Source organism: Micromonospora sp. WMMA1949 (genome assembly GCF_027460145.1).
GTDB lineage: Bacteria > Actinomycetota > Actinomycetes > Mycobacteriales > Micromonosporaceae > Micromonospora.
This window is the reverse complement of record NZ_JAPZBG010000001.1, coordinates 2,136,227-2,152,151: the sequence shown is the minus strand read 5'-3', so window position 1 is coordinate 2,152,151 and position 15,925 is coordinate 2,136,227. Positions and strand designations below refer to the sequence as shown.

The 15,925-nt window shown below is 73.9% G+C and carries 18 protein-coding genes; 5 read left to right on the top strand and 13 right to left on the bottom strand.

What is annotated here, in order from left to right:
- Positions 1-15 precede the first annotated feature (15 nt).
- Together O7607_RS10005 and O7607_RS10000 are read left to right on the top strand one after the other, a co-directional pair.
- A complete protein-coding gene (locus O7607_RS10005; protein WP_269702648.1) occupies positions 16-768 on the top strand; it encodes an HAD family hydrolase in 753 nt (250 codons plus the stop codon).
- Positions 765-3,137 carry a glycoside hydrolase family 65 protein gene (locus tag O7607_RS10000; RefSeq protein ID WP_269702646.1) on the top strand — a complete coding sequence of 791 codons (2,373 nt, stop codon included), beginning with the start codon at positions 765-767 and terminating at the stop codon, positions 3,135-3,137. Before O7607_RS10005 ends, O7607_RS10000 begins: the two co-directional genes overlap by 4 nt.
- 42 nt (positions 3,138-3,179) lie before the next feature.
- Here O7607_RS10000 and O7607_RS09995 read toward each other — a convergent pair whose 3' ends face one another.
- The 3 genes from O7607_RS09995 to O7607_RS09985 form a co-directional block, all read right to left on the bottom strand.
- Positions 3,180-3,359, bottom strand: a complete 180-nt coding sequence (locus O7607_RS09995; protein WP_269702644.1) for a hypothetical protein — start codon at positions 3,357-3,359, stop codon at positions 3,180-3,182.
- 61 nt (positions 3,360-3,420) lie between these two features.
- Positions 3,421-3,768, bottom strand: coding sequence for a thioredoxin family protein (locus O7607_RS09990; protein ID WP_269702641.1), 348 nt, complete (start codon positions 3,766-3,768; stop codon positions 3,421-3,423).
- Positions 3,738-4,130, bottom strand: a complete 393-nt coding sequence (locus O7607_RS09985) for a MerR family transcriptional regulator (protein ID WP_013283752.1) — start codon at positions 4,128-4,130, stop codon at positions 3,738-3,740. Before O7607_RS09985 ends, O7607_RS09990 begins: the two co-directional genes overlap by 31 nt.
- A gap of 225 nt (positions 4,131-4,355) precedes the next feature.
- Between O7607_RS09985 and O7607_RS09980 the strand changes: the two genes are divergently transcribed.
- Positions 4,356-5,009, top strand: a complete 654-nt coding sequence (locus O7607_RS09980) for a dienelactone hydrolase family protein (protein WP_269702639.1) — start codon at positions 4,356-4,358, stop codon at positions 5,007-5,009.
- 16 nt (positions 5,010-5,025) lie between these two features.
- Here O7607_RS09980 and O7607_RS09975 read toward each other — a convergent pair whose 3' ends face one another.
- Positions 5,026-6,192: an AI-2E family transporter gene (locus O7607_RS09975; RefSeq protein WP_269702638.1), complete on the bottom strand. Its 1,167-nt coding sequence runs from the start codon at positions 6,190-6,192 to the stop codon at positions 5,026-5,028.
- 130 nt (positions 6,193-6,322) lie between these two features.
- On the opposite strand from O7607_RS09975, the gene O7607_RS09970 reads away from it, so the two are divergent.
- Positions 6,323-6,505 (top strand): antitoxin, encoded by a 183-nt coding sequence (locus O7607_RS09970; RefSeq protein ID WP_269702636.1) that lies wholly within the window; start codon positions 6,323-6,325, stop codon positions 6,503-6,505.
- Positions 6,506-6,555: 50 nt separating this feature from the next.
- On the opposite strand, the gene O7607_RS09965 is transcribed toward O7607_RS09970, so the two are convergent.
- From O7607_RS09965 to eccB, 8 genes are all read right to left on the bottom strand, one after another.
- Positions 6,556-7,164 (bottom strand): C39 family peptidase, encoded by a 609-nt coding sequence (locus O7607_RS09965; protein WP_269702635.1) that lies wholly within the window; start codon positions 7,162-7,164, stop codon positions 6,556-6,558.
- A 147-nt stretch (positions 7,165-7,311) separates the two neighbouring features.
- On the bottom strand, positions 7,312-7,725 hold the full coding sequence (locus tag O7607_RS09960) for a pyridoxamine 5'-phosphate oxidase family protein (protein ID WP_269702633.1): 414 nt from the start codon (positions 7,723-7,725) through the stop codon (positions 7,312-7,314).
- A gap of 12 nt (positions 7,726-7,737) precedes the next feature.
- Positions 7,738-8,082 (bottom strand): YkvA family protein, encoded by a 345-nt coding sequence (locus O7607_RS09955; RefSeq protein WP_269702631.1) that lies wholly within the window; start codon positions 8,080-8,082, stop codon positions 7,738-7,740.
- A gap of 189 nt (positions 8,083-8,271) precedes the next feature.
- Positions 8,272-9,102, bottom strand: coding sequence for a hypothetical protein (locus O7607_RS09950; RefSeq protein ID WP_269702629.1), 831 nt, complete (start codon positions 9,100-9,102; stop codon positions 8,272-8,274).
- 156 nt (positions 9,103-9,258) lie between these two features.
- The gene (locus O7607_RS09945) at positions 9,259-9,693 is read right to left on the bottom strand and encodes a hypothetical protein (RefSeq protein ID WP_269702627.1); all 435 of its coding nucleotides are present in this window, start codon (positions 9,691-9,693) and stop codon (positions 9,259-9,261) included.
- A gap of 160 nt (positions 9,694-9,853) precedes the next feature.
- Positions 9,854-11,140 carry a WXG100 family type VII secretion target gene (locus tag O7607_RS09940; RefSeq protein ID WP_269702625.1) on the bottom strand — a complete coding sequence of 429 codons (1,287 nt, stop codon included), beginning with the start codon at positions 11,138-11,140 and terminating at the stop codon, positions 9,854-9,856.
- On the bottom strand, positions 11,133-11,504 hold the full coding sequence (locus O7607_RS09935) for a hypothetical protein (RefSeq protein ID WP_269702623.1): 372 nt from the start codon (positions 11,502-11,504) through the stop codon (positions 11,133-11,135). Before O7607_RS09935 ends, O7607_RS09940 begins: the two co-directional genes overlap by 8 nt.
- A gap of 115 nt (positions 11,505-11,619) precedes the next feature.
- On the bottom strand, positions 11,620-13,089 hold the full coding sequence (eccB, locus tag O7607_RS09930; RefSeq protein ID WP_269702622.1) for a type VII secretion protein EccB: 1,470 nt from the start codon (positions 13,087-13,089) through the stop codon (positions 11,620-11,622).
- 162 nt (positions 13,090-13,251) lie between these two features.
- Between eccB and O7607_RS09925 the strand changes: the two genes are divergently transcribed.
- The gene (locus tag O7607_RS09925) at positions 13,252-14,424 is read left to right on the top strand and encodes a type VII secretion protein EccE (protein ID WP_269702621.1); all 1,173 of its coding nucleotides are present in this window, start codon (positions 13,252-13,254) and stop codon (positions 14,422-14,424) included.
- Here the strand turns inward: O7607_RS09925 and eccD are convergent.
- The gene (gene eccD, locus O7607_RS09920) at positions 14,408-15,805 is read right to left on the bottom strand and encodes a type VII secretion integral membrane protein EccD (protein WP_269702619.1); all 1,398 of its coding nucleotides are present in this window, start codon (positions 15,803-15,805) and stop codon (positions 14,408-14,410) included. The two genes, O7607_RS09925 and eccD, sit on opposite strands and share 17 nt — an antisense overlap.
- Between the last annotated feature and the right edge of the window lie 120 nt (positions 15,806-15,925).

The window sequence follows — 15,925 nt, the reverse complement described above, 5'->3', positions numbered from 1 at the left end:
GGTTAGATTCAAGCGATGCTGGGCCTCCCCGCGCACGTGCGCGCTTGTCTCTTCGATCTGGACGGTGTGCTGACGCAGACCGCCAAGGTGCACAACGCCGCCTGGGCGGAGACGTTCGACGCGTATCTGCGGCGACGGTCGGCGGAAACCGGCGAGCCGTTCCACCCGTTCGACCCCGGACCGGACTACAACCGGTACGTGGACGGCAGACCGCGCGCCGACGGGGTGCGCACATTCCTGGCCTCGCGCGGCATCACGCTGCCCGAGGGATCGCCGGACGACCCGCCCGAGGCGGACACCGTCAACGGCCTCGGCAACCGTAAGAACGTCGTGCTGCTCCAGCGGATCGAGCACAACGGCGTCGAGGTGTACGAGGGATCGGTGCGCTACCTGGAAGCGGCCACCTCGGCCGGGCTGCGCCGCGCCGTCGTCTCGGCCAGCGCCAACTGCGCCGCCGTGGTGCACGCCGCCGGGCTGGAACGCTGGCTGGAGGCAAGGGTGGACGGCGTGGTCGCCCGCGCGAGCGGGCTGCGCGGCAAGCCGCACCCGGACACGTTCCTGGAGGGCGCGCGACTGCTCGGCGTCGAACCGGCGCACGCGGCCGTCTTCGAGGACGCCCTCGCCGGTGTGGCCGCCGGGCGGGCCGGCGGATTCGGGTACGTGGTGGGCGTCGACCGGGTCGGCCAGGCCGACGAGCTGCTGGCGAACGGCGCCGACGTGGTGGTCACCGACCTCGCCGACCTGCTCGCCCCGGAGCCGGCCGCGTGATCCGGGAACGGGCGTACCCGGTCGAGCCCTGGCACGTCCGGGAGATGCAGCTCGACATGGACGTGCTGGCCCAGTCCGAGTCGGTGTTCGCGCTGTCGAACGGGCACATCGGGTTGCGCGGCAACCTCGACGAGGGCGAGCCGCACGGGCTGCCCGGCACCTACCTGAACTCGTTCTACGAGCTGCGCCCGCTGCCGTACGCGGAGGCCGGCTTCGGTTTCCCCGAGTCCGGGCAGACCATCGTCAACGTCACGAACGGCAAGCTGATCCGGCTGCTCGTCGACGACGAGCCGCTCGACGTGCGCTACGGCGAACTGCTCGCCCACGAGCGGGTCCTCGACATGCGCGCCGGCACCCTCCAGCGGGATCTGCACTGGCGTTCCCCGGCCGGTCGCGAGGTCAAGGTCCGTACCACCCGCCTGGTGTCGTTCACCCAGCGCTCGGTGGCCGCCATCCACTACGAGGTGGAGCCGGTCGACGGGCCGCTGCGCCTGATCCTCCAGTCCGAGCTGGTCGCCAACGAGTCGCTGCCGCCGCAGAGCCGCGACCCCCGGGTCGCCGCCGTACTCGAGTCGCCGTTGCAGGCCGAGGAGGAGCTGACCACCGACGACGGCGGGCAGCTCATCCACCGGACCAAGGTCAGCGGCCTGCGGGTCGCCGCCGCCATGGGCCACGACGTGGACGGGCCCGAACGCACCACGATCGAGAGCGAGGGGTACGAGGACTGGGTCCGCACCACCATCGGCTGCGTGCTCAAGCCCGGCCAGACGCTCCGCGTGGTCAAGTACCTCACGTACGGCTGGTCCAGCCGCCGGTCGCTCCCGGCGCTGCGCGACCAGGTCGGCGCGGCGCTCGCAGCGGCCCGGCTCGACGGCTGGGACGGCCTGCGCCGGGCCCAGCGCGAATACCTGGACGCGTTCTGGGACGCCGCCGACGTGCGCGTCGAGGGCGACCCCGAGGTGCAGCAGGCCGTCCGGTTCGGCCTGTTCCACGTCCTCCAGGCCGGCGCCCGCGCGGAACGCCGGCCGATCTCGGCCAAGGGCCTCACCGGCCCGGGGTACGACGGCCACGCGTTCTGGGACACCGAGATGTTCGTACTGCCGGTGCTCACCTACACGCAGCCGACCGCGGTGCGTGACGCGTTGCAGTGGCGGTACGACACGCTGGCCCAGGCGCAGGAACGCGCCCGCACGCTGAACCTCGCCGGCGCGGCCTTCCCGTGGCGCACCATCGAAGGGCCGGAGTCGTCGGCGTACTGGCCGGCCGGGACCGCCGCGTTCCACATCGCCGCCGACGTCGCCGACGCGTTGCGCCGCTACGTACTGGTCACCGGCGACGAGGCGCTGGAACGGGAGATCGGTCTGGAACTGCTTGTCGAGACCGCCCGGCTGTGGCGCTCGCTCGGCCACCACGACCGCGCCGGACGGTTCCACATCGACGGCGTGACCGGCCCGGACGAGTACACGGCGGTCAAGAACGACAACGTCTACACCAACCTCATGGCCCAGCGGAACCTGCGTACCGCCGCGGACTGCGCGATGCGCTACCGCGACCAGGCGCTCGACCTCGGCGTGACCGAGGAGGAGGCCGCCGCCTGGCGGGACGCCGCGAACGACATGCACGTGCCGTACGACGCGGAGACCGACGTGCACGAGCAGGTGGAGGGGTTCACCCGCTTCCAGGAGTGGGACTTCGAGCACACGCCGCCGGAGAAGTACCCGCTGCTGCTGCACTACCCGTACTTCGACCTCTACCGCAAGCAGGTCGTCAAGCAGGCCGACCTGGTGCTGGCCATGCACTGGCGGGGCGACGCGTTCAGCGCCGCCGAGAAGCTGCGCAACTTCGTCTACTACGAGCGGCGCACCGTACGCGACTCGTCGCTGAGCGCCTGCACCCAGGCGGTGCTGGCGGCCGAGGTCGGCTACCTCGAACTGGCCCACCGCTACCTGCGCGAGGCCGCGCTGATGGACCTGCACGACCTCAACGAGAACACCCGCGACGGTGTGCACATGGCATCACTGGCCGGCGCCTGGATCGCGCTCGTGGCCGGGTTCGGCGGGCTGCGCGACCACGACGGGACGCTCTCCTTCGCGCCCCGGCTCTCCAGCCGCCTCAGCCGCCTGGAGTTCTCGCTCCAGTGGCGCGGGATGCGGCTGCGGGTCGACGTCCGGCCGCACCAGACGACGTACTCGCTGCGCAACGGCGGGCCGGACACCGTCGTCGAGCTGCGGCACCACGGCGAGCCGCTGCGGGTCACCTCCGCGCAGCCGGTGACCGTGGCGGTGCCGCCGGCACACCCGAGCGGGTCGCAGCCGGAGCAGCCGCAGGGCCGCGCGCCGCTGATGCACCTGCCGGAACGCACGAACTGAGCGGCCCCGCCACGACGGGCGGGGCCGCTCGGTACGCGTACCTCAGAACTGGCGGCCGTTGGACGGACGCCCGCCGGCGTCGCGCGGCGCCGTGGCCCGCGGATCGTCGGACGTGCGCGCCGTCGCGGCGCGGTCGGCCCAGTCCGGCGAGTCCTTCAGCTCCTGCTTACGGCGTTCCTGGTCGGTGAGTTCCTGGTCCCGGGACCTGTCCTGTTTCGCCATGACGATCCTCGCGATCGGTCGGGGTCCGTGGTCACCCGGCGCGTTCCCGCCCGGCGGCGGCTCAACCGTCCGCGTGCTGGGCGAAGCTGCGCCGCAGGTGGTCCTTCGGGCGGGAGCCGACGATCGAGCCGACCACCTCGCCGCCCCGGAACACCAGCATGGTCGGCGCGGACATGATCCGGTGGGCGCGGGTGGTGGCCGGGTTCTCGTCGGTGTTGAGGGTGACGAAGCGCAGTGCGTCGCCGAACTCCTCGGCCAGCTCGGCCAGGTGCTTCGACACCACCCGGCACGGCGGGCACCATTCGGCCCAGAAATCCACCACCACCGGCCGGTCGGCGGCCAGCACGGCGGCCGCGAAGGTGTCGTCGGTGACCGGGGTCAGCCGGCCGGTCCCCGTGTCCTGAGGCATGTTTCCTCCCGTTGGGCGATCGCGTGGGCGAGCTGGTCGTGCAGCCGGCGGCGGACGTCGCCGAGCCGGTCGAGGTAGTCGTCCACCTCGGCGAGCTTGCGCCGCAGCACCGCCACCGAATCGGGGCAGACGTCACCGGAGTCGTTTCCGGCGCGCAGGCAGGCGACGAACGGGCGGATGTCGTCCAGGCCGAAGCCGATCGCCAGCAGGGACCGGATCTCGCGGACGACGCGCAGTTCCGCCTCGTCGTAGACCCGGTATCCGTTTGCGGACCGGTTCGGCCGGACCAGCCCGTGTGCCTCGTAGTAGCGCAGGGTGCGGGTGCTCGTACCGGCCCGCTGCGCCAGTTCCCCGATCCGCATCCGCCGCCCCCGTCCGTCTCCGTGAATCGACGCTAAACCTTGCCGCCGACGTCAACGCAACCCCGCACGCGTCGGCCTCCCCGCGCGGGGTTCCCCGCGGGCGTTCCCCGTGGTCTTGCCCGGATGGCGTGATCATGAAGTTGGCGGGGTGGGGAAGCGCTTTCTGGGCCGTCAACTTCATGATCGTTCGGCTGGGGGGTATCGGGTGGGCGGGGGTGGAGGGATATGCGTGAGGTTTCGGTGCCTGTGGTGGACGGAGGGCTCGTCGGGGATGTCAGCGTGCCCGGCAACGCCGGTGGGGTGGTGCTGTTCGCGCACGGCAGCGGCAGTTCGCGGCACAGCCCGCGCAACATGGCCGTCGGGCGTGCGCTCAACGAGCGCGGGCTGGCCACGATGCTCGTCGACCTGCTGACCGCCGACGAGGAGGCCCGGGACGAGGTCACCGCCGAGCTGCGCTTCGACATCGGCATGTTGGCCGAGCGCCTGGCCGGGATCGTCGACTGGATGGGCGCCGACCCGGAGCTGGGGCGGCTCCCGATCGGGCTGTTCGGCGCCAGCACCGGCGCCGCCGCCGCGCTGGTCGCCGCCGCGGCCCGGCCGGACCGGGTGGGCGCGGTGGTCTCCCGGGGCGGCCGGCCGGATCTGGCAGGCAGCTCACTGACGGCGGTACGCGCACCGACGCTGCTGCTCGTCGGCGGCCTGGACGAGCAGGTGATCGTGCTCAACGAGCAGGCCCGGGACGCGCTCGGCGAAGTGGCGGAGCTGCGGATCGTGCCCGGCGCCACGCACCTGTTCGAGGAGCCCGGCACGCTGGAGCAGGTGGCCGACCAGGCAGGTACGTGGTTCATCACGCACCTGCGCCAGCCGCACCCCGCCTGAACGGCCGCGCCGGTCGTCAGCCCGCTGCTTCGGCGGCGCGGCCCGGGTCGGCGGTCGGCGCGGGTACGCCGGTGCCGCTGCGCTCGGTACCGCTCCGCTCGGCGGCGCGGTGGCGCTGCACGGTGTCGAGCACCCGCCAGAGCACCGCCGCGATCGGCACCGACACGAATGCCCCGGCCACCCCGGCGACCAGCGTGCCGGCGGTGACCACGACCAGGATGACCGCCGGGTGCAGCTGCACCTGCCGCCGCATCACCAGTGGTTCCAGCAGGTTGCCCTCGATCTGCTGGACGGCGATCACGGCGGCCAGGGTCAGCAACGCGGTGGTGGGACCGTTCGCGGCGAGCGCGACGAGCACCGCCACCGCACCGGCCACTGTGGCGCCGATGATCGGTACGAACCCGCCGAGGAACGTGATCAGGGCGAGCGGCAGGGCCAGCGGGACGCGCAACACGACAAGCGCCAGCCCGATGCCGATGGCGTCGATCGCGGCAATGATCATCGTGCCCCGGCTGTACGCGCCGAGCGTCCGCCAGCCCGCCCGTCCCGCCTCGGCGGTCAGCTCCCGGCGTGGTCCGGTCAGCCGCCGCAGCACCCAGTGCCACATCGAACGGCCGTCCTTGAGCAGGAAGAACAGCAGCACCAGGGCGAGCAGCACCGCGCCCGCGACCTCGGCGACCTTGCGCGCCCCGGCGACCGGATCGGGCGCGCCGCTGCTCAGGCCCTTCCGGATCTGCTCCACGAGCCGGTCGAGCTGCTGGTCGGTGACCGGCAGGCTGGAGGTGACGAAGTCCCGGGTGCGCTGCAACCCCTCGTCGAGCTGCTGGCTCAGCTCGCTGAACTGGCTCGCGGTGAGGTTCCAGACCAGGACGCCGGCGCCGCCCAGGATGCCGAGCAGCAGCAGGATGCTCAGGAGGGCGGCGAGCCCGGCCGGCACCCGGAGCCGGCGCAGGCGTACCAGGACCGGGTCGAGCAGCGCGGCGAGGAAGAGCGTGCCGGCCAGCGCCACCGCCAGCGGCGCCAGTAGTACGGCGATCTGCCCGAGCAGCCACAGCCCTGCGGTGACCACCAGGAGACAGGCGCTCCAGGTGACCGCCGTTCGTACCGGCCAGGGCAGTCCCGCCCAGGTCTGCCGCGGTCCGGCGGTCGGTGCCCGGCCAGGTATTCCAGCGTCGTCGTCCACGTCGCCCTCCTCGATCCGGGCCGTTGGTACCCGACGCGGGCCGATCCGACACCAGGGCCGTAACCGCCCACCCCGTGTTTGTGCCCTCGGCCTCAGGGAAGGCATTCACCGTATCGAAGGGAGATCGGGGATGAGCGACTTCATGGACAAGGCGAAGGACTTCGCGGACAAGCATGACAAGCAGGTCGACCAGGGCATCGAGAAGGCGGGTGACGCGGCCGACAAGCGCAGCGGCGGCAAGTACGACGCGCAGATCGACAAGGGCGTCGACATGGCGCAGCAGCGCACCGGCGAGGGCGACACCGGCCGCTGACGTACCCCGGCGTCGGGCCGGCCCCCCAGAAGGGGACCGGCCCGTGCGGGTCAGGAGCTGTAGCCGCGGCCGGCGATCCAGTTGGCCAGCTCGGTCACGTCCATCCAGTACGTCGGCTCGTCCGGCCGTGCCGGGTCGGCGATCAGCACCCGGTCGCCGTCGCCCTCGTACCGAACGACTGTCACGTAGTGGCCGGGGTAGCTGTGCTCCACCCCGTCGATGTCCCGGGCGCCGCCCAGGATGTTCGCCACCACCGGCCGGTCGTCGTCCACGGCGGTACGGATGTCCGCACGCAGGCGGTCGACCTGCTCCCGGGTGGCCACGTCGTCGCGGATCTCGGTGGTCCGGTACTTGCCGCCGGTGTACTCGTTCAGGACCCGGGTGATGTCGATGGCCGAGTCGGTGCCGTTCTCGGTGGTGCCGAGCTTGGCCGCCAGCTCGTCCTGGCTCACGTCCTTGCCCTCGGCCGACAGCGCGATCCGGGTCGAGGCGGGACCGCAGTAGAAGTAGTTCGGCTGGGCCTGGTACTCGTAGTCGGCGGCACGGTCACCCTTGCTCTTGACCGGGGCGGCGTGGGCGGCGGCCGGGCCGGCCACGGCACCGCCGGCCGCGGCCAGGCCGGCGACGGACAGCACACACTTACGGATGATCGGGTTCATGGTCGAGGCTCCATTCGGGGGTCGACGGCTCCGTGCGGGGAGACGCGGCACCAGGAGTGGCGCTCGGCGTACGGAGAGTTCAACCGCCCTGCCGCGGCAGCCCATTTCCGGGCGTGACCGGGGCCACCGCGGAACCGGACAGACGCCTCAGCCGGGGAGGCTTCCCAGGAGCCGGGTCACCGCGATCTCGATGACCACCCGCTCCGGATTCGGGCGCGGCGTGCGATAACGCTCGGCGTACCGCCGCTCGGCCTCCGCCACCGACTCCGGGTCGCGGCGCAGCACCGCCCGGCCCTCCACGGTCAGCCACCAGCGGCCGTCGACCTGGCACACGGCGACCGGCACGCCGTCCGGCCCGGCCGCCGCGACGTGCCGGGCCTTGGCCGACCCGGCCGAGGTGATCACCCGGGCCAGCCCGGCCGCCGGGTCGAAGGTCACCCCCACGGGTACGACGTGCGGGGTGCCGTCGGCACGCGGTGTGGTGAGGGTGGCGAGGTGCCGGTCCGCGAAGAACCGGGCGACCCGCTCGTCGTGCGGATCCAACCGGTGACGCCCAGCCATGCTGTCTCCTCGTCAGGGACGATCCGACGGACGCGGCGGCGCTACGGCCAGCGGCATCGCCTGGGCGGACTGGGCGGCCCGCTGCTCGGCACGGTGCTTCGCGACCAGCCGGCCCAGGTAGAACAGCGCGCCGGCCAGCACGCCCATGTCGTCCAGGTAGATCGGGTCGGGCAGCAGGTCCACCGGCAGGATGGTGTAGATCAGCGCGCCGTAGAACGCGACCTTGCCGCCGGCGCCGAGCGCGCCGAGCATGCGGCGGGTGCGGACCACCCGGATGGCGAGCAGCACCGCCCCGGCCAGCATGGCCACCGCGAGGACGGCGGCGAGTGCGACAAGCACCCAGGATTCACGGGACACGGCATCACGCTAGCCGAGCCGGGCCCAGGCCGCCCGCGGGCGCGGTCCATCCCCCCGCCCCGCTCGGGAAAGCGTCGGCTACTCGCCGTAGCCACCGCCGAGAGATGACTCCCGGAAACGCATATGACTGAGAGGCATAAATATGCCCCTCAGTCATATCGCTCGGAAGGAATGCAGCGCGGAGCCGGCTCAGGTCGCCACGGCCGCGCGGCCGCGAGCCACCGGCGGCAGCTCCCGGGTGACGTCGGCGACCGTGCCGGCCGGCAGTTCCCGGGTGGTCTCCGGCCCGGCGAAGCCCACGATGGAGAGCGCGGTCTGCGGCTCGGCGACCGGATGCAGCGCCGCGAACGCCTCGTCGCGCAGGCTCTGCGCCGCCGCGGCGGCCAGCTCGGCTGCCTGCCAGGCGGCCTGCTCCCGCTGCGTGGCGGCCCGGTGCCGGGCCGCCATGTTGTCCCGGACCAGCCGGCGCAGCAGCAGTTCCTGCTCGACCGGGTGCCGGCTCGGGTCCCAGCCGTTGCCGCCGAGGATGTCGCTGAGCTGCCGCACCGTGATCTCGTTGCGCCACTGGGCGTCCATCGCGGCGCGGTGCAGCCAGCGCTCCCGGTCCGCGTACTCGGCCGGGGTCTTGGCGGTACGGGGCAGCGGCAGCGCCGCGGCGGCGGTGAGGCGCCGGACGTCCTCCTCAGCCGCCTGGTACGCCTGCCAGGCGGCCTCGGACTCCTCCTGGGCGGTCAGCCACTCGGCCCGGCTCCGCTCCGCGGTGGCCGTCGCGCGGGAGGCGGCCACCGCCACCTCGTCGGCGTAGCGGGTCCGCTCCTGGTCCCGTACGCGGGCTCGCTCGGCACGTTCGATGCTGCTCGGCCGGGCCGCGTCACTGATCCGGTCGACCAGCTCCGAGCGGAACCGCGACGGGCGGACGATCAGCGCGGCGACCACTGTCGCGGCCACGGCGAGCAGGACCAGCCAGATCACGGCGGCCGCGGGCATGTCGGGCAGGACGGCGGAGAAGACGGTCTGCATCACCAGCACCTCAGGGTGGAACGAAAGACGATGAACGGTCGTGGCCCGGAGATCCGGGCGGGTGCGCGTCGTGACTCGGACGCGACGGGACGCGCGGCAGGGCGCGCGGCGTGCGGCGGGTGGGGCCGCGCCGGGGCGTACCGGAAGGGTGCCCGGTCAGGCGCGCGGCGGACCGCGACGGGCGATGTCCGCCCGGCCGGGGTCGGCGGCGGCGGCGACCTCGACGCCGGGAACGCCCGCGGCGGAGTCGGTCGACGGGGCCTCGGTGACGGCCGGGCCGCTGCCGGGGCCGGTGGCGCGCAGGGCGGCGGTCGTGGCGTCGCCCGTCATGAGTTCGGCGGGACGCGCGGCACCGGCGGTGACCGCCTGCCGCGTCGCGGCGTGCTCGATCGCCACGACGTGCTCGGTGGCGACGGCGCGCGAGGCGACTGCGTGCGAGGCGACGGCGGCGTGCGGGGCCGCGGCGGCGTGGGCGGGTGTGGCGGCGATGCCCTGGAGGCCGGCGATCAGCACCAGGCTGGCCACGGCCGTGCGGGCGATCCGGCGCAGCGTCGCCGTCCAGGTGGACGGGGCGAACGCTACGGGCAGCACCTGTTCAACCTATCCGTCGGCGGACGATCTCGCAGCTCAAGGATCTAGCGGGTTACGTGAGCCACCCCACGGGTCGGTGTGGACGGACACTGACGCAGGCCGGACGCGGAACGGCGCGGCGCCCCTGCCGGGGTGCCGCGCCATGCCGTGGATGCCGGACTCAGTTGCCGCCGAGCACCGGCGGCGGGGCGGCGTCGCCGTCGCCCCAGACCATCTCGTCCTCGGTGAGCCAGGTCAGCCGACCGTCGGACTCGTCGTCGCCGTGGCCGCCGCGCCCGCCCAGCACGCCGCTGCGGCCGGCCATCGCGGGTCGCCCGGTGGCGCCGCCGGTGCGCTCGGCGGACTTGCTCCCGGCGTCGACCACGAGGCCACGACCGGAGGTGAGCCGGCCCGTGCCGGCGGCGGAGCGGTTGTCGGCGCCGGGCATGCCGCCGAGGCGGGCCGCCGACGCCGAATTGGCGCCCGTGCCGGCCAGCGAGCCGGTGCTCAGCACGCCGGGGGCGCCGTAGAGCGCACCACCCGGTCCGCCTGCGGTCATCGTCGTCGAGCCGGCGCCGCCGGGGCCGAAGCCCGGGCCGCCGCCGACAGTCGGACCGCCGACGGTGCTGGTCAGCGGAGTGGCGCCGGCCAGCGAGGTGCCGCCCGGCTCGACGGTGCCGCTGGTCGGCACCGAACCCGGAGCGCCGGCGCCGGGCTGGCCGCCCGGAGTGCCCGCACCGGGCGTGCCCTCGCCCGGCGTGCCACCGGTCGGAGCCGTGTGGTGCACACCCGAGGTGGTCGCGGTGGCGCCGGCGCCCGGGCCGAAGCTGCCCAGGCTCGGGCCGGACGTCGGGGTCTTCACCGACGGGCCGTTCTGCAGCGTCGGGTCGCCGTTGCTGGTGTGGCCCGGGAGCTCGGTCTCGGGCGGGTCCGGCACGACGATGCGGCCGTACGCGGAGAAGTCGTAGCCCTCGGCGAGCTTCGCCACGACCTGCACCATTCGCTGGTGCGCCTTCTCCTGCTCGGCCTTGTCCTGCTGGTGGCCGACGATCCCGCCGATCACCGCGCCCGGGGCGCCGCCGAGCAGGAAGCCCTTGCCGGCGCCGGCGAGCAGCTTGTCGTTGTCGTCGGTCTTCTCTGGGGTCTCCGCCTTGGACTGCGCGGCCCGCAGCTCGCTGGACATCATGTCGAGGCCCTGCCGGATGCCGGTCATGCCCTCGGCGAGGTTGCCGGAGTAGCGCACGACCATGTCCAGCCGCCTGGTGAACTCGCGCGCGGCGTCGCCGGTCCAGCTCTTGGACAGCGCCTCCAGGTCGGCGGTCAGGTCGCGGCCGAGGTCGTCGAGCGTGCTCTTCAGGGAGGTCCACTGGGCGCTGAGCGCCTCGATCTGCTTCGGGTCGCCGGCGTTGACGCCCTGGTAGAGCTCCTCGTGGCTGACATGCTCGTAGCGCCGGGTGTACTCAGACACGCGGGTCCTCCTTCGGCTGCTTCATCGCCTCGTTCAGCCCAGAGAGGGCGGCGGCGATGTCGGCCGCGGCGGCGGCGTTGCGGGCCTCGGCGGTCTTGTAGTTCGTCATGATTTTGTGGGTCGCCTCGCGGGCGGCCAGGATCGCCCGGCGCAACCGGTCGACGTGGTTGACGTAGCTCTGGTGCGTCTCGGAGTAGCGACGCGCGTTGTCGGTCGCGTCGGTGAACGTGCCGAGCGCCGGCGGGCGGCACTGCATCTGGGTGTTGAGCTTGCGCAACACCGACTCCGCCTCCTGCAGGCGCCGCTCGAGTCGCTGGTGGAAGTCCTCCAAGGACAGTACGTCTACCGTCGTGCGCCCCGTCATGGCTGCATCCCCGTAGTCATCGTCGATAACCTTCGCCGCACTCAGGTTAGTCGAAGCGAGCCAGCCCGGGCGACCCGTGACGGACTTCCTCCACTTCGGATCCGGCGGCGGCCGGTCAACCGCCCTGGACCTGCGCCGCCGCACCGCCGGCCGAAGGTGTCGGGGTGGCCCCCGGAGGCGCTGCCGCATCGAAGTAGGTCATCGCGTCCTCGCGGGACAGCGTCGGGCCGGTCGGCACCAGCGCCAGCAGCGAGGCCGGTACGGCGATCGGCGTCACGTCGCCGTACCCGAGCGCGCTCTTCGCGTCGCCCCCGGCGGTGCCGAGCGGATAGCGGATGCCCTGCGCGGTGATCAGGTAGACGGTCGAACCGGCCGCCGCCTTGCCGGTCTCCCCGGCCGTGGCCTGCACCAGCACGCCCTTGCCGCCGGGCAGCAGCACGTTCTCGGCGGTGCGTACCGCGTCCCGGCCGCCCTGCCGGGCCGGCATCGCGGTCGCCGAGGTCAGCTCGGCCGGCGGGGAGTCGAACACCTCGAGCGTGGTGGTGGGCGGCTGACCGGCGGGCCCGGGCCGGTAGGTGGCGCAGAGCACCGTGCGGCCCGGCCGGACCTCGTGCAGCGTCGGCAGCCGGGCCGGCAGACCGTCCGCGTCCAGCCGCTGATCGGTGAGGAGCCGTCCGGCCTCGTCGGGAGTGATCTGCGTCACTTCGCCGCCGCTGCCGAGCAGCAGCAGCGCGGTGACCTCACGGACGGTCGCCAGGCCCTGCCGGGTGAGCACGTAGTACTGGCCGGCGGCCTGGTACACCTGGCCGATCCGGGCCGGCCGGTCGGCCACTGTGAGCCCGCTCGCGCCGCCGTCCCCGGCGATCGACGGCTTGCGCAGCACGGGCCCGACCGGCACCGCGTTCAGCAGCTGCTGCCCGACGGTCAGGTTCGTCGCACCGGCCATCTTCAACGCCACCAGCGCCTGCTCGTCGCCCGCCACCCGCAGCCGGGAGCCGCCGGTGAGCAGGTAACGGGCGTCGCTGGTCCGCACCACCACGGCCCGGTCGGTCAGCGCCGTCCCGCCGGGCAGCGCGCGGTCGATCACCAGGTGCGTGGTCGAGCGCCGCGGGTCGTTCGGATCCGGTACGTCGCACACCGACCAGGGGAGCCCGACCAGGGACTTGCGATCGGGCAGGTCGTCCGGGGCGCCCACGATGCCGACCAGCCGCCCGCGCGGACGGTCCTTGATCGACGCCTGCGACATGGTGCGCGGCGTCGCACCGGCGTCGTTGACGATCAGCCGCGCCGAGGCGTAGTTGAGCGTCGGGCGCAGCACCTTGTCCTCGCCGAAGTAGTACGTCGCGCCGGTTTCCCGCTCGATCACCACCGTGTTCGGCTCCAACGGCGCGGAGTTGCTGGTGAGCTGCCCGTACGCGCCGACGCCGCCGAGCACCACCGCGGCCGCGATGACGCTGCCGAACACCGCCATGCCGAGGCGGCGCATCGGCAGGTCGTTCGTCTCCGGATCACCGGCGAGCAGCGCCGAGACGATGCGGCGGGTGACGAAGCGGTACGCCTGCACCTGATCGCGGCGGGTCCGCATGACTAACCTCCGGCGGGGGTGGGTCCACGGCGACAGGTCCGAACAGCGCCGCGGGCTTCCCTACGATAAGGGGCCGTCGGGGGTGCGCCGGACCCCGTCCGCCGCCCGAACGACCGCACCCGCCCGGCGGATGCCCGGGATGTCCAGAAGGGACGCACACCGATGACGCAGCTCCAGGCGCCACCCGGTCGTACCGCCGCCGCTGTCGCCGTACCGGGTGACCGGCCGGTCGCCCCGGCGGACAAGCGCCGCCGGGGACGGCTCGGCCCGGTCGTGGTCGGGCAGTTGGTGGTGGTGGAGTGCGCGGCGCTCGCCGTCTGGTTCGCCACCGCCGGCCCGACGTGGCTGCTCGCGGTGGTCGCCGTCCTGGCGCTGCTGGCGGTGGTCGCGGCGTTCGCGCGCCGGGGCGGCCGCTGGTGGTACGAGGATCTGATGCTCCGCCGCCGGCTGCGCCGGCGCCGCGACCGGGCCCGGGGCGCGGTGCCCGGCGGTGACCCGCGGCTGGCGGCGCTCGCCCCGGAACTGTCGGTGGTGGAACTGACCGAGCGCGGCACCCGGCTCGGCATCGGGCAGGACGACCGGGGCTGGTTCGCCGCGCTGGCGCTGACCGGCCGTCCCGGCGCGCCCGCCGGCACGATCGAGGCGGCGGCGGTGGACCGCGCACTCGCGGTGCTCGCCGACTTCTCCGGCCCGGTCACCCAGACCCAGGTCGTCTCGCACACCCTGGTCTGGTACCCGGCACCCGGCGCGCCGCCGTCCGCGTACCGGACCGTGTGGGTGGCGCTGCGCCTGTCGGTGTCCGACGCGCGCGCCGAGACGGTGAGCCGGGGCGGCGGCCTGCGCGGCGTGCACCGCACGGTGGCGGCCGGGGTGGGCCGGCTCGGCAAGGCGCTCAACGCCGCCGGCCTCGGTCACCGGGTGCTCGACCGCAACGAGCTGCACGCGGCGGTGGTGTCCGGTGCCGGGCTCGACCTGGCGCCGGAGTCCCCGGTGGAGACGTGGACCAGCCTGCGCGGGGGCGGCTGGACGCAGCGCTGCCTGGCCCTGCGGGTACGCCCCAACGGCTCGCTCGGCGCGCTCGTGGACGCGGTCACCGCCACCTCCGCGCCCTCGCACACCGTCGCCGCGGTGGTGCTCCCGGGCGGCCGGCGGGTGCCGCCGCTGCTGCGGGTGGCCGCCATGGACGGGCACGCCGAGGCGCTGGTGAAGGCGGTCCGGGAGATGGCCCGGCGTGCGGGCGTGCCGGCCCGCCCGCTGGACGGCCAGCACGGACCCGGCGTCTACGCCACCGCGCCGGTCGGCACCGCGATGGGCACCGTCACGGTCGAAGGTTGACGATCCAGCCGTACGCGCCGCAGACCCAGACGGCCAGCGGCACCAGCGCGATGATCAGCAGGATCTCGATGATGTCCAGGGTGCGGCCCCAGACCGGGGAGATCCGCTTGCCGGCCACGGTCAGGCCGTAGACCAGGCTGATCACGGCCACCACGGCCAGGCCACCGAGGATCAGGCCGAGCCGTACCGCCAGCGAGCCGGCGGCGAACGTGGCGGCGGCGACCAGTCCCAGGCCGACGGTGCCGGACAGCAGCACCGGCGTGCGCTGGGCGCGGCTGAGGAACGGGCGTGCCCGCAGCAGCGACAGCAGCGCCAGCACCAGGCAGAGCAGGACCGCCGGGAGCCGGCCGTCCCCGGCCAGCACCACCTCGCCGCCGAGCACAAGCAGCGAGACGGTCCAGAGCAGACCGGTGAGGAACGCGTCCGCGCGCTCGCTGTTGCGCAGCACCGACGGCCCGTCCACCGACTCGGTGTCGGTCTTGAGGTCGTCCGGGCCGGTGGGGATGGACGGCACCGGCAGCCGGGCCAGGCGGTAGGCGAGCATCGGCAGCGCGGGCAGCGCGCCGAACGCGACTGTCGCCACCACCGCCGCCGAGGCCGCCGCCCCGATGCCGAAGGACAGGCTGAGCACCGCGCCGAGACCGACCGCGGCACCCACGCCCACCGCGCCGAGGAACAGCGGCAGCCGGTCGCCGACGGCGAGGGCGGCGATCGCGCCGAAGACCACCACGGCGGTCCCGGCGATCAGGACGTGCGGCGCGGCCAGTTCGCCGAGCGTCCGGTCCCCGGCGAGCACCAGCAGGCCGCCGACGCCCGCGTAACCGATCCCGACCAGGGCCAGCACCGCGCCGGTGCGGCTGTCACCGGCGGCGCGGGACAGCACGGCGGCGCCCACCAGCAGCGCCACCGCGGCCACGAACGCGGCCGCCGCGCCGGGCAGCTGCGGCGGACCGGTGAGCAGCGCCGCCACCGCGCCCCCGGCGAGCGCCGAGGCGGCCAGCAGGACCGCGAACACCCGCGTCGTGCCCACCTGCCAGGCGCCCGCCCGCTGGGTGGTGGAGGTGGCGACCGCGTCCACCACGTCGTCGAAGACGATCTCGGGGGCGGTCGCGGCACGCGGGTTGAAGTAGAGCACCTCACCGTCGCGGACACCGAGTTGCGCGGCGGTACGGCCACCGTCGAGCGGCTGCCCGCCGAGCCGGGACAGGGCCCAGCCGCCGTGCCGCACACCCTCGTCGGCCAGATCCTCGCCCGCGTACCGCAGCAGCGTGGGAAGCAGGTCGGCGAGCGGCACGTCGGACGGCAGCGCCAGATCCATCCTGGTACGCGGCGCCACGATGGTGATCCGGCTCAGCCCGCCGGTCGCCGTCTTCGTCGCCACAGTGGCCTCCTCGTGCTCGCATACGATCCGCTGGGCCGTCGGCGTCGCCCCCACGGGTCCACGACGCCTGACGGAGATTACCTACGATGGCGGTCGCACAGGTTGCCCACCCGACGCTCA

Bases quoted from the DNA above. Each gene is read 5' to 3' on its own strand.
- O7607_RS10005 (WP_269702648.1), top strand. From the start codon at position 16: ATGCTGGGCCTCCCCGCGCACGTGCGCGCTTGTCTCTTCGATCTGGAC.
- O7607_RS09995 (WP_269702644.1), bottom strand. From the start codon at position 3,359: ATGGCGAAACAGGACAGGTCCCGGGACCAGGAACTCACCGACCAGGAA.
- O7607_RS09990 (WP_269702641.1), bottom strand. From the start codon at position 3,768: ATGCCTCAGGACACGGGGACCGGCCGGCTGACCCCGGTCACCGACGAC.
- O7607_RS09985 (WP_013283752.1), bottom strand. From the start codon at position 4,130: ATGCGGATCGGGGAACTGGCGCAGCGGGCCGGTACGAGCACCCGCACC.
- O7607_RS09980 (WP_269702639.1), top strand. From the start codon at position 4,356: ATGCGTGAGGTTTCGGTGCCTGTGGTGGACGGAGGGCTCGTCGGGGAT.
- O7607_RS09970 (WP_269702636.1), top strand. From the start codon at position 6,323: ATGAGCGACTTCATGGACAAGGCGAAGGACTTCGCGGACAAGCATGAC.
- O7607_RS09965 (WP_269702635.1), bottom strand. From the start codon at position 7,164: ATGAACCCGATCATCCGTAAGTGTGTGCTGTCCGTCGCCGGCCTGGCC.
- O7607_RS09960 (WP_269702633.1), bottom strand. From the start codon at position 7,725: ATGGCTGGGCGTCACCGGTTGGATCCGCACGACGAGCGGGTCGCCCGG.
- O7607_RS09950 (WP_269702629.1), bottom strand. From the start codon at position 9,102: ATGCAGACCGTCTTCTCCGCCGTCCTGCCCGACATGCCCGCGGCCGCC.
- O7607_RS09935 (WP_269702623.1), bottom strand. From the start codon at position 11,504: ATGACGGGGCGCACGACGGTAGACGTACTGTCCTTGGAGGACTTCCAC.
- eccB (WP_269702622.1), bottom strand. From the start codon at position 13,089: ATGCGGACCCGCCGCGATCAGGTGCAGGCGTACCGCTTCGTCACCCGC.
- O7607_RS09925 (WP_269702621.1), top strand. From the start codon at position 13,252: ATGACGCAGCTCCAGGCGCCACCCGGTCGTACCGCCGCCGCTGTCGCC.